This window comes from Poritiphilus flavus, assembly GCF_009901585.1.
GTDB lineage: Bacteria > Bacteroidota > Bacteroidia > Flavobacteriales > Flavobacteriaceae > Poritiphilus > Poritiphilus flavus.
Genome location: NZ_WXYO01000004.1, coordinates 113,591 through 132,306 on the forward strand (window position 1 = coordinate 113,591; position 18,716 = coordinate 132,306).

18 protein-coding genes are annotated in these 18,716 nt (G+C 42.3%); 5 read left to right on the forward strand and 13 right to left on the reverse strand.

From position 1 onward, the window contains the following. Positions 1-108: 108 nt before the first annotated feature. The 3 genes from GTQ38_RS09625 (at position 109) to GTQ38_RS09635 (ending at position 2,599) form a co-directional block, all read left to right on the forward strand. Positions 109-1,293 (forward strand): polymer-forming cytoskeletal protein, encoded by a 1,185-nt coding sequence (locus GTQ38_RS09625; protein WP_161435303.1) that lies wholly within the window; start codon positions 109-111, stop codon positions 1,291-1,293. A 141-nt stretch (positions 1,294-1,434) separates the two neighbouring features. Further along, positions 1,435-2,079, forward strand: a complete 645-nt coding sequence (locus tag GTQ38_RS09630) for a phosphoribosyltransferase (protein ID WP_161435304.1) — start codon at positions 1,435-1,437, stop codon at positions 2,077-2,079. Between the two features lie 31 nt (positions 2,080-2,110). Next, positions 2,111-2,599 (forward strand): AraC family transcriptional regulator, encoded by a 489-nt coding sequence (locus GTQ38_RS09635; protein WP_161435305.1) that lies wholly within the window; start codon positions 2,111-2,113, stop codon positions 2,597-2,599. 55 nt (positions 2,600-2,654) lie between these two features. On the opposite strand, the gene GTQ38_RS09640 is transcribed toward GTQ38_RS09635, so the two are convergent. The 5 genes from GTQ38_RS09640 to GTQ38_RS09660 form a co-directional block, all read right to left on the reverse strand. Then, positions 2,655-4,109 carry an RtcB family protein gene (locus GTQ38_RS09640; protein ID WP_238857885.1) on the reverse strand — a complete coding sequence of 485 codons (1,455 nt, stop codon included), beginning with the start codon at positions 4,107-4,109 and terminating at the stop codon, positions 2,655-2,657. Then, the gene (locus GTQ38_RS09645) at positions 4,109-4,522 is read right to left on the reverse strand and encodes an archease (protein WP_161435306.1); all 414 of its coding nucleotides are present in this window, start codon (positions 4,520-4,522) and stop codon (positions 4,109-4,111) included. Before GTQ38_RS09645 ends, GTQ38_RS09640 begins: the two co-directional genes overlap by 1 nt. Continuing rightward, positions 4,519-5,157 (reverse strand): class I SAM-dependent methyltransferase, encoded by a 639-nt coding sequence (locus GTQ38_RS09650; RefSeq protein WP_161435307.1) that lies wholly within the window; start codon positions 5,155-5,157, stop codon positions 4,519-4,521. The genes GTQ38_RS09645 and GTQ38_RS09650 overlap by 4 nt, the downstream gene beginning before the upstream one ends. 83 nt (positions 5,158-5,240) lie before the next feature. Beyond that, positions 5,241-5,456 carry a dodecin family protein gene (locus GTQ38_RS09655; RefSeq protein WP_161435308.1) on the reverse strand — a complete coding sequence of 72 codons (216 nt, stop codon included), beginning with the start codon at positions 5,454-5,456 and terminating at the stop codon, positions 5,241-5,243. Positions 5,457-5,483: 27 nt separating this feature from the next. Then, positions 5,484-5,993 (reverse strand): nicotinate-nucleotide adenylyltransferase, encoded by a 510-nt coding sequence (locus GTQ38_RS09660; RefSeq protein ID WP_161435309.1) that lies wholly within the window; start codon positions 5,991-5,993, stop codon positions 5,484-5,486. A 295-nt stretch (positions 5,994-6,288) separates the two neighbouring features. Here GTQ38_RS09660 and GTQ38_RS09665 point away from each other — a divergent pair, with 295 nt between their 5' ends. Next, a complete protein-coding gene (locus GTQ38_RS09665; protein ID WP_161435310.1) occupies positions 6,289-6,939 on the forward strand; it encodes a hypothetical protein in 651 nt (216 codons plus the stop codon). Between the two features lie 13 nt (positions 6,940-6,952). Here GTQ38_RS09665 and GTQ38_RS09670 read toward each other — a convergent pair whose 3' ends face one another. From GTQ38_RS09670 to GTQ38_RS09705, 8 genes are all read right to left on the reverse strand, one after another. Continuing rightward, on the reverse strand, positions 6,953-7,459 hold the full coding sequence (locus tag GTQ38_RS09670; RefSeq protein WP_161435311.1) for a hydrolase: 507 nt from the start codon (positions 7,457-7,459) through the stop codon (positions 6,953-6,955). A gap of 101 nt (positions 7,460-7,560) precedes the next feature. Beyond that, entirely contained in the window at positions 7,561-8,520 is a 960-nt protein-coding gene (locus GTQ38_RS09675; RefSeq protein ID WP_161435312.1) for a hypothetical protein, read from the reverse strand. 29 nt (positions 8,521-8,549) lie between these two features. Next, positions 8,550-9,035, reverse strand: a complete 486-nt coding sequence (locus GTQ38_RS09680; RefSeq protein WP_161435313.1) for a hypothetical protein — start codon at positions 9,033-9,035, stop codon at positions 8,550-8,552. 24 nt (positions 9,036-9,059) lie between these two features. Then, positions 9,060-9,461 carry a hypothetical protein gene (locus tag GTQ38_RS09685; RefSeq protein WP_161435314.1) on the reverse strand — a complete coding sequence of 134 codons (402 nt, stop codon included), beginning with the start codon at positions 9,459-9,461 and terminating at the stop codon, positions 9,060-9,062. Positions 9,462-10,050: 589 nt separating this feature from the next. Beyond that, complete coding sequence (locus GTQ38_RS09690; protein WP_161435315.1) at positions 10,051-11,124, reverse strand: response regulator; 1,074 nt, start codon at positions 11,122-11,124, stop codon at positions 10,051-10,053. Beyond that, complete coding sequence (locus GTQ38_RS09695; protein ID WP_161435316.1) at positions 11,121-13,685, reverse strand: PAS domain S-box protein; 2,565 nt, start codon at positions 13,683-13,685, stop codon at positions 11,121-11,123. The genes GTQ38_RS09690 and GTQ38_RS09695 overlap by 4 nt, the downstream gene beginning before the upstream one ends. 277 nt (positions 13,686-13,962) lie before the next feature. Then, positions 13,963-16,650 carry a cation-translocating P-type ATPase gene (locus tag GTQ38_RS09700; RefSeq protein WP_238857886.1) on the reverse strand — a complete coding sequence of 896 codons (2,688 nt, stop codon included), beginning with the start codon at positions 16,648-16,650 and terminating at the stop codon, positions 13,963-13,965. Positions 16,651-16,733: 83 nt separating this feature from the next. Then, complete coding sequence (locus GTQ38_RS09705) at positions 16,734-17,201, reverse strand: Hsp20/alpha crystallin family protein (protein ID WP_161435317.1); 468 nt, start codon at positions 17,199-17,201, stop codon at positions 16,734-16,736. Between the two features lie 243 nt (positions 17,202-17,444). On the opposite strand from GTQ38_RS09705, the gene GTQ38_RS09710 reads away from it, so the two are divergent. Then, the gene (locus GTQ38_RS09710; protein ID WP_161435318.1) at positions 17,445-18,413 is read left to right on the forward strand and encodes a calcium/sodium antiporter; all 969 of its coding nucleotides are present in this window, start codon (positions 17,445-17,447) and stop codon (positions 18,411-18,413) included. Positions 18,414-18,716 lie beyond the last annotated feature (303 nt).

An 18,716-nucleotide genomic window follows, 5' to 3' on the forward strand; every position in this document is an offset into this window, starting at 1 on the left:
AATGATGCTTATCAATCCGCATCATTGATTTTTAAGGTTGATCTAAATCATTTCAAATCAGGGGTATTCTCAAGTACTTTGAAGACTGAACTTTAAATAAATGAACTGATGAAAACACGACTACTTTTTTCCTTAGCCGTCTTATTGCCCGTATTGATCTATGGACAATATGAAGCTGCAGAAACGATTACTGTTTCAACAAAGCAAAATGAAGATATCTACCTGGCAGGTGAGTCTATAAATGTAAATGCCATGGTGAATGGGGATGTAGTGGTAGCTGGCGGAGAAATAGTCATTAGGGACACCATTGCCCAGGACCTGGTTGTTGCCGGGGGCGATATCGTAGTAAGAGGTATCGTCAAAGATGACATACGGGCCGCCGGGGGCACCCTGACCATATCTGAGGATGTCGGAGATGATGTTATCGTATTTGGCGGAAAAGTATCCATTACTGAGGAAGCCAAAATACAAGGTAACCTGGTTAATTTTTCGGGTGAAGTTGATATAGAAGGCGAAGTCGTGGGAATGATAAAGGCCTCTGGTGGGAAAATTCGCATTTCAGGTCCCGTGGGAGAAGGGGTAGAGCTATATGGGGGTGATATAAAAGTTGACGGAGAGATCAGAGGAAATTCAAAAATTGTGGCTGAGGAACTGGAACTGGGCGAAAATGCCAGGTTCTTTGGCGATGTGGAGTATTGGACAGAAGAAGGCGAAATTGACTTCAAGAATTCGTTGGTGAGTTCTACAGCCTCGTTTAACCCGGACCTTATGAAAGAGCAGGATGAGTTTCCATGGAAGATGTTTGGTGTGGCCACCCTGGGTTTTTGGATATTTTACGTTCTATCCGCTTTTCTGATCCTGTTATTGTTGAATTGGGTTTTTAAAAAGTTGTTTGCCAATGCCATAAAAAGTTTAGATGAAGAATTTTGGAAAGGGCTTGGCTACGGGCTGATATACTTACTGGGTATTCCAATATTGATTGCCCTGACTTTTGTAATAATCATTGGGATCCCCATAGGTTTGTTCGTGCTGGTGCTGTTTTTGTTCAGTCTGGTCTTCGGACATTTAGTGGCCGCATCTTTATTTACACATTATTGGAATCACAGGGTACAGGCTAACTGGGGGTTTTGGAGGCTGGTATTCCTGGCCCTGGGTATTGCGATTCTGTTTCGCCTATTGACATTGATACCGTTTTTGGGAGTTCTGATTTCCATAGTGCTGCTGGCTGTTAGTTATGGAGCAATAATACTCACAATTTTCCCAAAAAAAGCTAACATAACCGCAGTCCATTAGTCATAGGCAGCCAGTGAAAAATCAATATAATAAATCATTGAAAACAGGCATAGATGCCACAACTTGATTTATGGTGACACACAAACTGAAGGAGACGCCTGATGAACTCAGGTTCTAATATGACTTTAATAGAAATTGAAAATGTTTCAAGATAGGACAGATGCGGCTTTACAACTTACCAAAACCCTTAGAAAGTATGAAGGAGATGAGGTTGTGGTTTTGGCAATACCACGCGGGGGTTTACCTCTGGGAAATATAATAGCCAAGAATTTGGTGGCTCCCTTGGACGTGGTTTTGACTAAAAAAATTGGCCATCCCCACAACAGAGAATACGCTATTGGTGCAGTGAGTCTACAGGATGTAGTACTTAGCGACGCCTTCGGGGTAACAAAGAGTTATATCGAAGAAGAAACCGAAAGGATAAGGGACAAGCTAAGGACAAGGCACAGGCAATACTACAAAAACAGGCAATCTGAAGATCTAAAGGATAAAACCATATTAATTATTGACGACGGAATTGCCACAGGCAATACCCTATTGGTAACCATAGAAATGGTACGAAGGCAAAAACCCAAAAAGATTGTCGTAGCGGTGCCTGTAGCGCCCCGGGAAACCATTCAGAAATTAAAGGATAATCCACAGGTCGATGAGGTGATCTGCCTGCTTACTCCGCCTAATTTTCACGCGGTCGGACAGTTTTATCAAAAGTTTGAACAAATAAGCGATCAGGAGGCCATCCGATTACTGCAAGAATGCCAGAACACCAATGTTCAACAAGAACAGTAATTCAATAAGAGAACAATTAAATCCAAATACGATGAAAACTATAGAAGAATCCAAAATTCAAATCAAAGCATTACCTGAGCGAAATCTGGCTTATATACGGCATATTGGACCCTACAAAGGCGATACCGAACTCTTTGGAAGATTATTCGGTGAAGTTTATGCATGGGCTGGCCCTAAAGGCGTTCTGGCCCGGCCAGAAATGGAAGCCATAACCGTGTACCATGACCCGCATACCGTTCCGGAAGAAGAACAACGTATTAGCGTGGGAGTTACAGTGCCTGAAAATATTATGGCAGAAGGCAATATGAAGATTTTGAAATTACCCAAAGCCAATTATTTGGTGGGTTCATTTGAAATTCTTCCCACGGAATACGGCATGGCCTGGGAAAGCATGCTAGACCACATTAACGAAGAAAACCTGGAATACACGGGAATGATGTATGAATCTTATCAGAATGAACCAGATAAGCATCCCGAAGGAAAGCATATCGTAGAAATTTGTATTGCACTTAAAGATTGATGAAGAATAAATGATGTTGGCAGGGCTCCAGAGTTCGATTTAATGTTGATCCGATTTAACCCTTAATCACAGCAACCGGGTTCAGTTTGGCCACTTTTTTGGCTACACCTGAAGTATGCACGGTTTCTACGACCATATTGACATCCTTGTAGGCCACCGGAGCTTCTTCCGCAATGCCTCTAAAAGATCCTGCCTTAATATGTATGCCCCTTTCCTGCAATTCTTCTTTAAGGTTGGGGGCATTTACCTGTCTTTTAGCTTCCCGTCTTGAGAGGCGCCTGCCTGCACCATGACAACAGGAACCAAAGGTAATTTCCTTACTTCTGTGGCTTCCTGCCAGTACATAAGAACAGGTACCCATGCTACCGGGGATGATCACAGGCTGCCCGAAATCGCGATATGCTTCAGGAAGTTCCCTGGATCCGGGACCAAAGGCCCTTGTGGCACCTTTTCGGTGAACGATGACCTTTTGTTCCTTTCCCGCTATAGTGTGTTCCTCGATTTTAGCAATGTTATGAGCCACATCGTATAAGACTTTTAAAAAGCCACCCTTTTTGCCAAAAACGTTTTCCCATGCCTTTCTTACTTCCCAGGTGATAATTTGTCTATTGCACCAGGCATAATTCGCCGCCGCGCACATGGCCTTAAAATACTCCTGTCCTTCCTCAGAGTTGAACGGTACGCAGGCCAACTCCCGGTCCCGAAGTTTGATATCATAGTCAGCCATAGCACTCATCATTTTTCTAATGTAATCTGTAGCCACCTGGTGGCCGAGACCCCGTGAGCCGGTATGAATGAGCACAACGATTTGACCCTTTTCCAGGCCAAAAGCCCGGGCAACCTCCTGGTCATATATTTCACTGACATAATCTACCTCTACAAAATGATTACCTGAGCCAATAGTGCCTAATTGGTCACTACCTCTGTTCTTTGCCATTACCGAAACGAATTGTTCGTCTGAGAATTCCATTTTTCCCTTGTTCTCGGTGAATTTGAGATCTTCTTCAATGCCATAATTGTTTTCAATAGCCCAAGCCGCACCCTGGCTCAGCACCTGGTCTAATTCCTCCAGGGAAAGCCGGATGTTCCCACCCTGACCCATCCCTGAGGGGATCTGTTCATATAGTTCTTTGGACAATGGTCCGAGTTGTTCCCGGATATCCTCCAGTTGCAATTCTGATCGGAGTAGTCTTACCCCACAGTTGATGTCATAGCCTATGCCTCCAGGTGAGATCACGCCATCAGGATGTGAAGTAGCGGCCACTCCGCCAATAGGAAAGCCATAGCCCTCATGCACATCCGGCATGACCAGTGCTGCCTTTTTGATTCCCGGTAAGGTGGCCACATTTACCAGTTGATTCAGGGACCTGTCCTCAATTATGTCGTCCAGCAGTTCTTCGAATGCCAGGATCTGGGCCGGTACCAACATATCAGCCCTAAACGATTTTGGGATCTCCCAAAAGTAATCCTCCAGCTTAATGATATGTTCTTTGGCTACCTTTTGCATCATTAAACATCGAAAATGATACAGGTTTCCCAGAGACCTTTCTCAGTACGCCGAATATGGGCTTCGTGATAAGTGATGGCCTTTATTTCCTCTTCAAATTGATCGAACCAGGTACCATAGACCGTGGCAACGAGCTTGTTTTTGGAAAAGTGTGAGAAGTATACCCCACAGAAGATGGCTTTTTGGACATAAGAAAGTGTCAGGATCTCTGAGAGAAAGTCAATTAGTAAACAGGTTTTGCTTGTAGATTCTACTTCTATCTGCATTTGGCAGTCAAACCTTTTCACTGTGTCACAAAAGCCTTTTTTCAGGATATTGTTCATGCCTTTCAGAGCGTTTCTAAATAGATCGTCCAATCCAAAGCCTTCTACTTTTATGGCTTCATCCGCGGTATGTGATAAGTGTTCAATAATCATCTTTTGGTTGTTTTAACCACTACAAAGGAGCCCTTTCCATATCCTGATTTTGGGATTTGCGGGCTGCCAATTTTTTCCAGATCATCAAAGAGTGTCTGATTGAATTCCAGGTTCTTAAAGCCAACATCCTCCAGCATTTTAACCACATGGGCAGTACGGTAGAATCTGGCTTTGCGATAAAATACGCTGCGTTGTTTTTTTGCGATATATTGTTGGGCGATGGCCTGGTCTTTGTCTAAAAATCCAATAATCAGGCTACCGCCATGTTTGAGTACGCGATATGCCTGCTCAATGGCAGACTTTACGTTATTGAAGTGGCAGATCGTTACAAATAGCACGAAATCAAATTGCAGATCGCCATAAGGTAGATTTTCGGCAACCCCATCAACAACCTGGATCCCCCGTTTTGTTGCAACAGCGGCCATGGCCTGAGAGGGTTCTGCCCCTTCTTTGATCCCCAGAGGTTTAGCAAACCGTCCCGTGCCCAGTCCTACCTCAATGCCCCTGATGTTTTCGGGCAATTTCTGAAAATGTTCCCGCAGGGCGTTGATTTCTGATTCGTAAACGGCAGGATAATTGTCATACCAGGCCTCGTAGTCCTCCACATGACTGTCGAATAGCTCTAGTGTGTTCATAATTAATAGTTTAGGGAAATATTATAGTTGATGTAACAAATATTCAAGGGCACCCCGGCTAGGTTGAGATGCCCTTTATTTATCTAGGTGTTCTCGGTTTCAAGAATACCAAAACACACTTTGGCGTTTACCCTGTACTGGGCAATTTGGTTGTTTTCAACAGTGACCTGCATATCTTTAATATATACAGACTTAATGTCTCTTACCGTTTTTGAAACCTCATTTAAAATGTTCTGAACGGCATCTTCAAAACTCTCGGTGGAGTTTCCTAATATCTCTATTACTTTTAAAACTGACATGACTAATGTGTTTTTTAATAAGTCGTATTAGAGGAAGTTGCCACTGGCATCTGTTTTTACCCGCAAGACCTTGTCACCATTTACAAGCTTAAGCTTGTATTTTTTGGTTACACCTTTTTTGTCGTGATAATTTACCAGGTAGATATCTTTGGTAATAGTCCACCCCGGGAATCGATCCAAAACAGCTTTCTTCACAGTATTGGGTAAGTTGATATCCCTGAACTTCTCGGCCGTTCTCATCAGCTGGCCATCCTTGTCGTAAGCTGCCAGGATTTTACCCTCCGGAATATAGAAGGCTACTTCGTAGTAGTCATATTCGTCGTGATAAATGTCTGAGTTCTTAATGTCATAAGAAGCCACCTTTCTTTCCAGCATTTGAACGGGTATGGAAGCAACTTCCTGGGTATTCACATTGTTGAGGTATTTATAGTTGGTCGCATAAACAACCACCTCTGATAGTTTTTCAGTTTTTACTACCTGTGAATACGATTGGATGGTAAGTCCAATAGCGAGTATACCTAACAGTAATTTTTTCATAACGTATAATACTTGAATTAATAATCAGATTTTTGAATGTTATTCATTCTCCCGGTAAAATTATTTTGTTGGGGCTCCATTGGCAATGACGTGGATCATTCGTGCCGGATGGCCATTTATGGCAGGCTGCAAGGCCCTGCAGTTAATACAAACCTGCAAATAATGCCGGGCAGGGCATGTGGCGTTTACTGACGGCTATCATTCCTTTTCTTAAGATACTTCACGACATTACTCTAACAACTCCGCCTGAGTTCTTGTCAGTTTGTGCATTAGATCCGGGAAAAGGAGACATAAAATGCTTGTTTTTAGAAAAAATCGGGTTTCTTTGGCGCTTTTGCCCTTAACGGGTATGCTGCTGTTTATTCTTCTTTATATTATTGCCGCTATACGCTATCCGGGTGGATCACATTCAAACCCCTATCACGAGGGCTTTAGTTTTTGGCACAATTACCTCTGTGATCTTTTGGATACTTATAGTGTTGGAGGCGTCTTGAATTCGGCAAGAGTTTTTGCACGCCTCGCCCTGTTGGTGCTTTGCCTTAGCCTTGTAGTATTCTGGTATAATCTGCCAAGGCTGTTTGAACTAAAGAATATTAACCAACGTATCATGCAGTCTTCAGGAATGCTCGCTTCGATCATAATCCTCTTTTTGGCTGCCGGAAATCATGATATTATCGTACGGATCGCCGGGGCATTAGGGGTAGTGGCATTGATCAGCTCTTTTATTGAATTGTACAGGATCAGGTACCGCGGACTGTTTTATCTGGGTGTTTTTTGCCTTTTGATCTTTTTTGTCAATTACTATATCTACGAAACCGGCATCTATATAAAGGCACTTCCGGTTATTCAGAAAATTACGTTTGCGAGCTTTATTCTTTGGTTCATTTCATTAGATATCTCCATTTATCAGATCGAAAAATCCAGGAACCGAAATACGCCTATATAATCAGGTTTAAGTGCTAGGAATTTACTTTGGCGAAAAAAACCATATAGTTCTTTCCTCTTTCCTCTGAGCATTTGGGACAATAGGCGTAGTGTACATAATAATCTTCCGCACGTCTCATTTTGTCTTTTAAGTAGACATCCATTTGTTTGATAAACTTTGGAATTGCCTTAAAAGGGCCATCGAATACCTTAGTCATAAATTTACCCGTTAGGGTGGTGTTTTTGGCATTGGGAACAGCGTCCTTTACCGATAAATAGATATTCGATTTAAAGGCGTGAGGGTCCATAAACAATAGTAAAACCTCCGTTTTGTCCTCAGCTATTTTATCCGAATCCTCAGCCAACTTCATCATCTTTCTTATCTTCTTTCCAAGCATTTTTTTTGACGGTATGTGCAAAAATGAAGGAACCGACTCTTCAATAAAGGGTTTGTTTTCCCAATCAAATGTCTTTTCATCCCATTTTTCAGGATGGAAAGTAGGGCAACATTCATCTTTTTGTGTTTCTATGGTATTGCTCATGGCTTTCTATATTATTTGTTTAAATTTTTATTCTGGACGATAAGATCTTTCCATAGGGTTGCAGTTTCATTACATCCAAAACAGTAGAATTATTCTTCGTCTCATTTAAAATAGAGGACTTGTTCTTCCTTTTTGGCACCTATGCCGTAATGCTGCAGAACGCGCATGGCTCGCAGGGTATTCCATCTGCTTGGCCGACCTGCTTTTTCCATTTCAAAATGTACCCTACCCGGATGTTTGGCTTGTAAACGCCAGCGATTGTCTTTTCGGCGTTTCTTCAAGAGCAGGTCAATTGCCGGTTGCATTCTGCAGTCCCATGGCGTTTGGGAGTATTGAAAGTAGTCCAGAGCCCTTAGAATATCGTAGCGCCATCGACCCGGAAACGACAACCGTAAAAAATCCGGATTAATAACTTTGCCTGTTCTATCAGACAAATAAAGTTGGTGCATCAGAAGAAATTCTCGTGCTGACAGTTCTGACTCTTTTAGCTCCTCCAGGCGATATTGATAACCATTCAATCGGTATTCTGCGATACCTTCTAACACAGAGATCGTGGTATGCATAGATCCGTGTCTTGCCCCAAAACGGTTAAATCTGCAATTAAAACCGCCGTCTGCCATCTTTTGCAACAGTATGCAATCGATAATGGATTCAAGCTTGGTTTCATCCAAAAGAAAATAAGAGGCATAATTCAAAAACATACCGTTAATACAGAGGTCGCTAAATGGAATATTCGGGGATGGATTAATGCCGCCATCAATGCCTTTCTCCGTATCTGCAATAAGCTCGACGGATTCCTGAATGATTTCATTGGCAGGGGAGATACAGAGGTTTTTAAGATCCAATAGTGTATAGTGCGTGGAAGTCCATTTCGGTTGATAGAATTTTTGCCCCCAATGTCCATTGTCGTTTCTTTTAGCGAGAAATTCGGCACCCCAACCTTCTGTTGCGATCCTATCCCTTAAATCTTTGCGCTCCTCTCCCAGCAGGTCTTTATAAACCTGATATTGTATGGAGACATCTCCTTTCAAAAGCCATTTTATGATGTTTTCGTTCTGCATGAACAAGGATTATGAATAAACTTTAGGTTCTAGATACTGTCTTTAGAGGACTCCAACAGCCCAGGGTGAAATCTGCGCAGGAACGCGTTTCGGGTTGAATCCATTTTCTTTATCATTTCTTCCACATTGAAATCCTGATCTTCCCAATGTTGTAAGAAATAATCATCCTTGAAAAAGTCTTTTAAAAACAGGGAGTCAGGCCTGGGGAAATAGGAAAAATCGTCGTTCCATTCAAAAGGAGAGGAATTGTTGAAATAGTTTCTGAATGCATCCATAATGCTATCCAGGTTTACGACAACAGAGTCTCCATCAATGTTGGAGTAAGACCAGCTGTAAATAGAATCATAGCGGATAAGATTGCCGTGTTCATCGTACTCTTTATGAACTTGTGAACGTTCTTTGGGCTGAATACCGGTTTTTTCTTGTTCACTGGCGTCTTCAATTTTACTTTCTTTTTCCTGGAAATTACATCCAAAAAACAAAAGCATGGCTAACATTAGTAGTGGCGTCTTCATGGGATTGTGTTTTTTATTCTTAACTCAATTCGTTCTTCTTCTGTCATTGCTTCTCTTTAGCCTGTTACTTTTGTTACTTCGACCTCTGTTTAAATGATTTTCCTGATGATACCTTTTGATATCGTCACCGTGGTAATCCCTTATGCGTATATACCTGCTCCGCCTGAGGTTTATGTTATTGAATCTTCTGGGCAATACATTGACCGATACCCAAACGCCCCCTTCCAAATAAAGATAGGTTCTCAAAGACAGGTCGTAATAGACCAGATGCTCCGGGAAATAAACATACCTTACGGTTTCTATTCTGTTGGGATAAAACCAGGGTGGTGGAGGATCGCTTAACCGGTGGGAAACGATCACCGGACCACAACTGCTAACACACAGTATGGCGGAGATTGCAAAAAGTAGCGCAATAGTGTTCTTCATGTCGGGGGCAGTTTATCAGGACAAAGTAAACCCATGCTTATGCAATTGAAAATGATTAGCATCATTCGGAACCCGGGCGTTGGATGATTTCTGTTTTTAACATAAAAATTAAGCCGCATTGATCCAGATCATTTTGCAGCCATTATGTTCAACATATATTAGCGCTATAATTAAATCAAGAAGTTCTTTAAAATATTGAAGTCATACGCCTAGGTCATAGCAATATGGCCATGGCTCGAGTGAACATCCCAATTATTACATAGGTCGTTTCGTTTTTTGAGATCTGTCTTGCGGCAGGTCGAAGAGAATGAATGTTAGTAGCTATGAAATAGATGTAATGTTCGCGGAGACCAGGGTTACTTCGGTATCCCTGGTCTTTTATAAATAAATGGTTATTGTCATTGAAAAATGATAATGCCATAGTGAAAGAACCGATTCATTCACTCATGAAAATCTATTGATTATTGATTCTTAGCAGTAAGTTTCTGTAGACAATTGATTGTTTGTGTTTGATAGAATTAGTTTTTTCATAGAGAACAGGGAGCATCCGCTCCCTGTTCTTGTTTTTACCCTGTAGCAACCAGGCGGGTTATATACCAAAATCAGCAATGGAGCGCAGGCGATTCTTATCTAAAAGTATTAACCTTCTTTTTTTTCCGATACCTACCAATCCCTCTTCCCTGAACTCAGTGAGGGCCCTAATTGCAGTTTCTTTGGCAGTACCAATCATTCCCGCCAGGTCCTCTCTAAGAATATCAACACCCTTATGATGCTCATCTTCAATGAAACCCTTTTCATGAAGTTCAAGCAAAGCCTTAGCGGCACGCTGCTTTACGGATGAGTAGGCGATGGCTACCAATTGCTCCTGCAGTTGCACCATATCATTCGATATGATATCCAGAAATTTATTGGACACCGCCCTGTCCTTATACACCAGTTTTGTAAAGTCTTCCTTCGGAATACTAAACACCCTGGCATGTTCTAAAGCGGTAGCCGTTTCCAGGTATGTTCCGCAACTGTTCAGAAGTGAAAGTTGCGCAATAAAATCCCCCTTCCCGTACATACCGGTCACCATTTCCTTTCCGGATTCGGTTACTCTAAAGGTCTTTACATTACCTTCCTGAATAAAATAAAGATGGTGTGCGGCATCGCCTTCCTGATAAATTACCTCCCTGTTACCGTATTCCCTGGATGCTCTGTTTTTGGAAAGCAATTCCATACCGAGATAGTTGGAAGCCTCTTTGAAGAAACTGTTCATCCCCATGGCTGTCTTTGAGAATTGCTGTTGAAGAAAGTCATTTTTTTTCAGCCGTATTTTCACCGCATCCAACAACTCCTGTGGGTCGTAGGGTTTGTACAAATAGTCATCTGCTCCCAGGTTCATGCCTTTTCTCATATCACTTTTCCCGTCTTTTGCTGTCAAAAAAATGAACGGAATACCTGCGGTTTTAATGTCCTGACTCAGGGCCTCCAGTACCATATACCCGTCCATTTCCGGCATCATGATATCGCTAACGATAAGATCTGGTAGTTGCTCCTTGGCCATTTCAATCCCTGTTCTCCCGTTTTCCGCGGCAATTACGTCATAATCCGCCAATTCAAGAATTTCTACGGTGTTCTCACGAACATCTTTGTGGTCTTCAATGACTAGTATTTTTTTCATAGTTTCCAGTGTTTTTGGGGAAACACCATTTTAAAGGTGCTGCCTACATTTTCTTTACTTTCAAAACTTAGTTCTCCGTTCATGAGCTCAACATATTGTTTAACAATATGTAACCCTAAGCCAGTTCCGCTGATGTTCAGGCTGTTTTTGGCCCTGAAAAAACGCTGAAAAAGGTGCTGTTGTTCGCTCTCTGGGATACCTATCCCTTCGTCGATAACCCAAATGGAGATCTTTTGGGCTTCGCTTTCAATTTTAAGGGTGATTTGCTTGTTCTTTGGAGAATATTTTACAGCGTTGCTAAGCAGGTTTAAAAGAATATGATGCATTAATTTACTATCAAGCAGCACTTCTGTTTTGGGTAGGTTGTGCTCGAAAATAATGACCTGCCCGTGTTTTTTGTGTGTCTCAATTTCTTCTATTACAGACCTGGAAAACGCCACCAAATCAAACTTTTTAAACTCCGCGGTGGTCTTTCCCTCTTCCAGTTTGCTCAGGGATAAGAAGTCGTTCAACACCACCCCCAAATGCTGTACATTAGACCGTATTCGATGCAAGTGCACCAAACGTCTCTCTTCTTTACCCGGCATATTTAGCTTTTCTATTAAGGTGGCGGAGGAGAGAATAACACTAAGAGGGGTTCTGAACTCGTGGGATGCAGTGGTTATAAAACGCGACTTGAGTTCACTCAATTCTCTTTCCTTTTTGAGGTTCTCAAAGATCTTTCGCTCATTTTCCTTTCGTTTGGATATATTCAGCAAGACTAATAATGCATGGGTGATGTTGCCGTTATCCACGGATAGGGGAGTAGTGTTAACACCATAGATGTTATTGCGGTATTTCGTTTCAAAACTCAGGTGCTCACCTGCAAGGGTACGCTGAACGTATTTTTTTAAAAGTGTTTTTCGCTTGTCAGAAAAGCTCTTGAGTTCATCGATCTTTTTATTTTCAGTTCTGGAGACCTGCTCTTGCAGACCTCTTAGTTCGGTTCCCTCCATGAAGTTGATGCACATATTGTCATCAACCAATAAGATTACCCCCTTAGGAAACTTTTTTGCGATTTCCATAAGCATAGCCTCGCTGGTTTCGGCTCGAATTTCAGCTGCTTTTGCCTCTTTAGTCTGACCAATGAGCTCAAAGTTCGATACCTCCAATTCTTTAAAGGCCTCTTTTAAGTCCTTAGTCCGTTCTGCTACCTCCTTCTCTAAACCCTTAGAATACAATGCCAGCTGTTCAATATTATCCTGCAATTGCTCACGGATATTAGTTTGTTCAATGGCCACACTTGCGAGGCTGGCCAGTTCTTCTATCAATGCTTCATTTGCCTTACCAGGTATACCGGGATGTTGATGGAAGACAGACAAAACTCCAAGAATTTTATCTTCGGCATCCAGCATTGGGTAAGACCAGCACGAATTCATTCCACTTTTAACTAGCGGATCCCGGAATTTTAACCATGAAGGATCTTCCAGAATATTTTCCGCGATTTCTTTTCGTTTGAAGTAAGCGGATACGGCACAAGAACAAGAATTGGGTTCAACGGATACATTTTCCAGCATCTCACTAAATTCCTTAGGCAGATTAGGTGAGGTGACTTTTTCCAGGGAGTTCTTCTGCTTATTGAATATCATCAAGGCGATATTCGCATTGGGAATTTGTTGTTCCAGGATCTGCTGGATGCGCTTTGTGGTCTCCTGCAGCGGCCTTCGTTTGATTACCATTTCCAGCAAATCACTCTTGGCCTGGTGCAATAATTCAAGATTCTTTTTGGTAGTAATATCATTTTGGGTCCCGATGAAATGTGTCAATTCACCTACTTTGTTCCTTACAGGGGTGATAGAAAGTTCATTCCAGAACATGCTACCGTCTTTTTTGTAATTGCGAAGTACAACATGACACGATTTACCAGACCTTAAAGCCTTGCTTATGGTCTCAATTTCTTTCTGATGCCTGTCATCGTTTTGCAGGAAATCACAATTCAGGCCCATTACTTCCTGGCTCGTATAGCCTGTTATTTGTTCAAAGGCGTTGTTTACATAGATGATAGGGAATCTGTTTAATTTGGCGTCAGCAATAATTAATCCGCTTGCCGTAGCGTCCAAGGCCCTTTTTCTGATTTCAAGGGTATTGCCTGCCTCCATTTGGGCAGTGATATCTTGTATAAAGCCTTCTACGTACTGAATTTTTTTGTTACCCTTTTTGATCCCAATCCCTGTTTCACTTATCCATCGAATTTCTTTGTCAATGTTTAAGATCCGATAGTTTACATGAAACTGCTCTTTATTTTGGTTCGCTTTTTGGATCGTATCCCAAACGTTTTCCCTGTCCTCCGGGTGTATGATTTCACCCCATGTAATACCGCTTTTCGGATTGCAGAATTGTTCTGCCGTATAGCCTGTTATCTTCAGGCAACCGTCACTGATGAATTGCATGTCCCAGTTCCTGTTGTTCTTGCAACGATAGACTACCCCTGGAAGATTGCTTACCAGGGTCCGGAGTCTTCTGTCTCGTTCAAAAAGACTTTCATAGATAGCATTGCCATTAAAGTCGTCCTCAGCTTTCATAACATTGCTGTTAGATTGATGTTGTTTTCAAGGCGCCGCCTTAGCGGTTCCTTTTAGGTACTCCTACAATTCAAGGGCGTTATGAAACTAATAATGAAGCGTGGCAGGGTTTCATGCCCCTTGCGTGGTTTAGCTGGTTAGCAGGGTCTTATGAGTCTTTCAAAGTTATAATGTAAACTACTACTTGAATATGATAAAGGTCATATTCCTTTTTAATTGGATACCATCACGGCACCCTCAAGATATTGTAGATCTTCATTTTGAAAGCCGCCCTGAATCATGTTGTTAATCCTATTCTTTTCATTAATTGCGCTAGCAGTAAAGTGCTAAAACCGAACAAAATGGTCCATTTGAGTTCTTCCCAACCTATAGAAACTAACGAAAGTGCTCTGGCTGACACCGGAATAGCATAGGCACAAAAGGTAATACCCAGACTTAGCACAATGGCACCCCATACCCAGGGGTTTTTGGTAACTTCATTTTTGAAAAAGGACAAATGCCTCTTGGGCATATTGAATATATTGAGCAACTGGGCTACGATAAGGGTATAAAAGGCCATATTGTTTATTTTTTCCGGGGGCAGTTCCAGCTCAAAATGCGAAAACATAGTGATCCCCAATATGGCGGCGGTAATTGAAATACCATAGATTACCGTAGAAGCCCAAAGCTTTGCGGTCATGATGGGTTCCTTATATTTTCTTGGAGGTCGTGCCATAACGTCTTGTTCCCCTTCTCCAAAGCCTAATGCCAGGGCCGGGAAAACGTCGGTTACCAAATTCAGAAACAGGATCTGCAAGGGTAGTAGTGGTGAGGGTAGATTAAAGGAGGCAGCAATACCTACCGAAATAATTTCAGCCAAATTACAAGAAAGTAGGTATACCACGAATTGCCTGATATGTTCATAGATGATTCGCCCCTGTCGTATGGCCAGCTCAACGGCGCCAAAGCGGTCGTCTTTGAGAATGACATCAGCAGCTTCCCTTGCGGCTTCTGTTCCCCTTAGCCCCATGGCAATACCAATATCCGCCTTTACCAGTGCTGGGACATCATTAATACCATCACCAAACATTCCAATGATGTTCTTTTGCCTTTGGTAGAAGTTTACCAGGTCCAGTTTCTGTTTTGGTGTCGCCCTGCTAAAAACGGTAGTATTCAACAGAACTTCTTTCGCTTTCTTTGAGGTAAAATCAAGCCGATCCAAATCAGTCCCTGTTAAGGAAGATCTTCTTTCGGCCGTATCAGGCCAGAGACCCATATCCTCTGCAATTTTTTCTGCAGTTTTGGGATGGTCACCGGTTATCATCACTACTTTTATTCCCGCCTTGTTATAAGTCGCTATCAGGTCTTTTACATCTTTGCGTGCAGGGTCTATAAAGCCAATGGCCCCGATAAACACCAATTCACTCAGTATTTCGTTTTTAGCGGGAAGATTAGTTTGTTTTTTGTAGGCCATTGCCAGGGTGCGCAGCCCTTTTGATGACAATTCGTCTATCAAACCATTCCATTCCTCAAAATTGTCAAAAGTTCTGTGCTGTCCTTTTTCCAGTATTTTGCTACAATGTTGGGCAATGTTTTCAAAAGCACCCTTTGCAAATACGGTGAATTCATCTTCGGCTGTCTGGTTAACCGTAGCCATGAGTTTCAATTCATTGTCAAATGGCAGTTCCATTACCCTGGGAAACTGTGACCGAATGTAGCTGGGATTTTTACCCAATTTTTTTGCAAATCGGAGTAATCCCAGGTCTATGGTATCACCTCGCCACCTTTTTGGGTCCAGAACAACATCATTACAGAGAATACTATTCAAGATCAATAACTCCATGGATTTTTGGTCCGCTTTGATGCCAAATAACTCTGCTTCCTGTAAATGCAAACCTTGGTGCAGTTCACCCTCAAATGCAATGCTGTGCACCGTCATATTGTCTTCGGTAAGCGTACCTGTTTTATCCGTGGCTATTATGGTGGTAGAACCAAGTGCTTCAACGGCTTCCATCTGTTTGATGATCACCTTTCTTTTGGAAAGTCTTATCATTCCTCTGGCAAGCGCAATGGTAGTGACTACGGGCAGGCCTTCAGGGATTGCCGCAACCGCCAAAGCAATTCCAGTCTCTATCATCAGCAACAGCTCTTTACCACTGAGATAGCCCGAAACGATAATAGGTAAGACAAAGGCCAGCATCAACCATATGAGCCATCTGCCCAGTTTACCCAGTTCTTTTTGTAAAGGGGTCTTTTGCCGTTCGGTCTGTTCCCCCAATAGCTGTATTTTGCCCAATTCGGTTTCAGATCCGGTTGCGACCACTAATCCTTTGCCGCGTCCCCTGGTTACCACTGTACCCTTAAAGACCATATTCTTCTGTTCAGTGATGGGAGTTTCAGGATGCAGTATCTGTTGGTTTTTTTCAACCGCGACACTTTCACCCGTCAGCTGTGCTTCTCTAATGGCCAGGCTTTCCGTCTCTATCAGGCGTGCATCCGCAGCGACTACGTCTCCGGCTTCAAGGAGCAGCAGATCACCAGGTACGAGTTGTGAGGCTTTTATTCTTGTGATCACACCTCGCCTGAGCACACTGCATTCCACCCGGCCGATTTTGCGAAGGGACTCCAGGGAACGAAATGCACTGAGTTCCATAAAGTAGCCAATAAGTACAGTAATTAAGATAACAATGCAGACTGCCACGCCTTCTGCCCAGTCGCCGAAAATCAAGGCGAGCGTGGCTGCAAAAAATAGTATAAAGATGATGGGGTCTAGAAATTGGTCTTTAAGGATTTCGAGTTTTCCCTTTTGCATACTGTCGGGAACCGTGTTCTCCCCATATTGCGTCAAACGTTGTTTTACTTCTGAAGGGCTTAACCCGATCTCCGCATTGGAGCTCATCTTCTCCAGCAGAATTTTAACGGAAAGGGAAAAGGGCTTTTGTATCATGGTGCCATCACATTGGTTTAGCCCTGGGAGGTTATACATAACCGATCCCCGTTACCAAATCTGTCAACGGTCTACAATTGAAATTTGATAACAGGGATCTACCTAATTAAAAAGAGGGGTGCCTAGGCGACCTCTATCACCTTGGGCTTTTGTTTTTTAGATTCTTCTTTTTTTGCCAGTTTAAAGCTTAATATACCATCGTTGTATTTCGCTTTTACAGCTTCTTCTTTTACACTTTCGGGCAATTGTAACGAACGCTCAAAAGCGTCATAGCTAAACTCTCTTCGGGTATAGTTTTCCTCTTTCTCCTCTTCGGAAACGGTTTTCTCGGCTGAGATGTTAAGACATCCGTTTTCAAGGGTCACATTGAAGTCTTTTTTGGCAAAGCCTGGGGCAGCCAGTTCTATCTCAAAATCGTCTTCGGTCTCTTTGATATTCATAGCAGGGGCAATGGTCTTGCCGTTCCAGAAACGTCCCCTTATGAAATCGTCACCCCAAAAACGATTGTCGAAGAAATCGTCCATGTCAAAGAAGTCTGACTTCATTAGACTTCCAAAAGGTCTTCTTCTTTTAAATTTTACTAATGACATAACTATAGTTTTTTAGGTTAAACTTTTTTGCATCGCTAAAGTAGAAACCAGGACATTTTTTGGAAATGATGCAGATCATTATGACCATAATTTTGGAACAGCCCCTGGGTGTGAACAACAGAATTAAAATACACTCCTGACTCAAATCATTTCTGAGGTTTTCGCTCTGGGCTAGTTTTGTGGGGATGTCAGCTCACCCTCATTTACTGATACCCGCACCGCCTTTGATTAAAAACAGAGCCTATGGATTCCATTTTCCTTCTTCTTATCGGCATTTTGGGATTATGGATAGGTACTGAGTTCACGGTAAGATCTGCCATTAAAATTGCCAAGGGATACCACGTATCCGAATTGTTCATCGGACTGACGATTTTGGCATTTGGAACGGACCTGCCGGAACTGGTATTGGCCATAGACGGATCCATACACAGTGCTAAAGGAGTAGACGTTTCAAATGTGATCATGGGGAATGCCCTGGGCAGTTCTATTTGCCAGATCACCCTGATTATCGGCACGGTATCACTTTTTCACTTTATGACTGTTGGTAAGGTGCAGGTACGCTACTTTGCCATTGAGCTTATGGGGTCCATCATCCTATTATCTCTGGTAGCCTTCGACAATTTGATCAGTTGGAACGATGGGGCGATCCTCGTTATTGCTTTTTTAATTTACATTTTCACATTATTACAGCGCGAAAAAAAGTCCGCTGGAAATCAAGAAGCAAAAGAAAAAAAGAAATCAAAACCATTACTGTTACAAGGGTTCACTTTATTGGCCGGACTATTTATTGTTATTCTGAGTTCTGAATACACCATTGAAAATGCACTGCATTTGGCCAAAACCTGGAACCTTCACCAATCGGTAATTGGCGCGGTGTTAATTGGTTTGGGAACAAGCCTGCCGGAATTGGCCATCTCCATAAATGCCATTACGAAACACAAACCAGGGCTGTCTATTGGAAATGTGGTAGGCAGCAATATATTTGATTTGCTCATTCCGTTAGGCATAGGCTCACTTATTTCCCCAATTGAGGTGAACAACATTTTTTTGTGGTTTGACCTCCCCTTTTTGTTGATCGCAAGTCTCGTATTTATAGGATTCCTTAGAAGGAAAAAGGGGCTTCAGAAAAGCGAAGGCCTTGTTTTGGTCCTGGTTTACTTCGGGTATGCCATGTTGAAACTTTTCTCTAATGAGCTTCTTCAGATCTTATAATAAACAGTTTAAACCTACTCCGCGTGCTACCCATACTAGTATTTAGCACATGCATAATCCTTATAACTGTCCTTTCATTTTCCCCCGCTACCGCCAGTCTTAGACTGGTGGTTCAAAAAACCTGGTGTTGTAATGAAGAATATTCAATAACCACGGCAGCAAAGTTGTGGTTTTGTTTTATGTAAGTTTGGAATAACCACGAGATACAATCTCGCGGTAGCTTAAGAAAATGAATGTTAGATGTTAAGTTTAAGTGCTAAGTTTTCCAATAAATATCAACCTAACGCTTAACACCTAAAATTT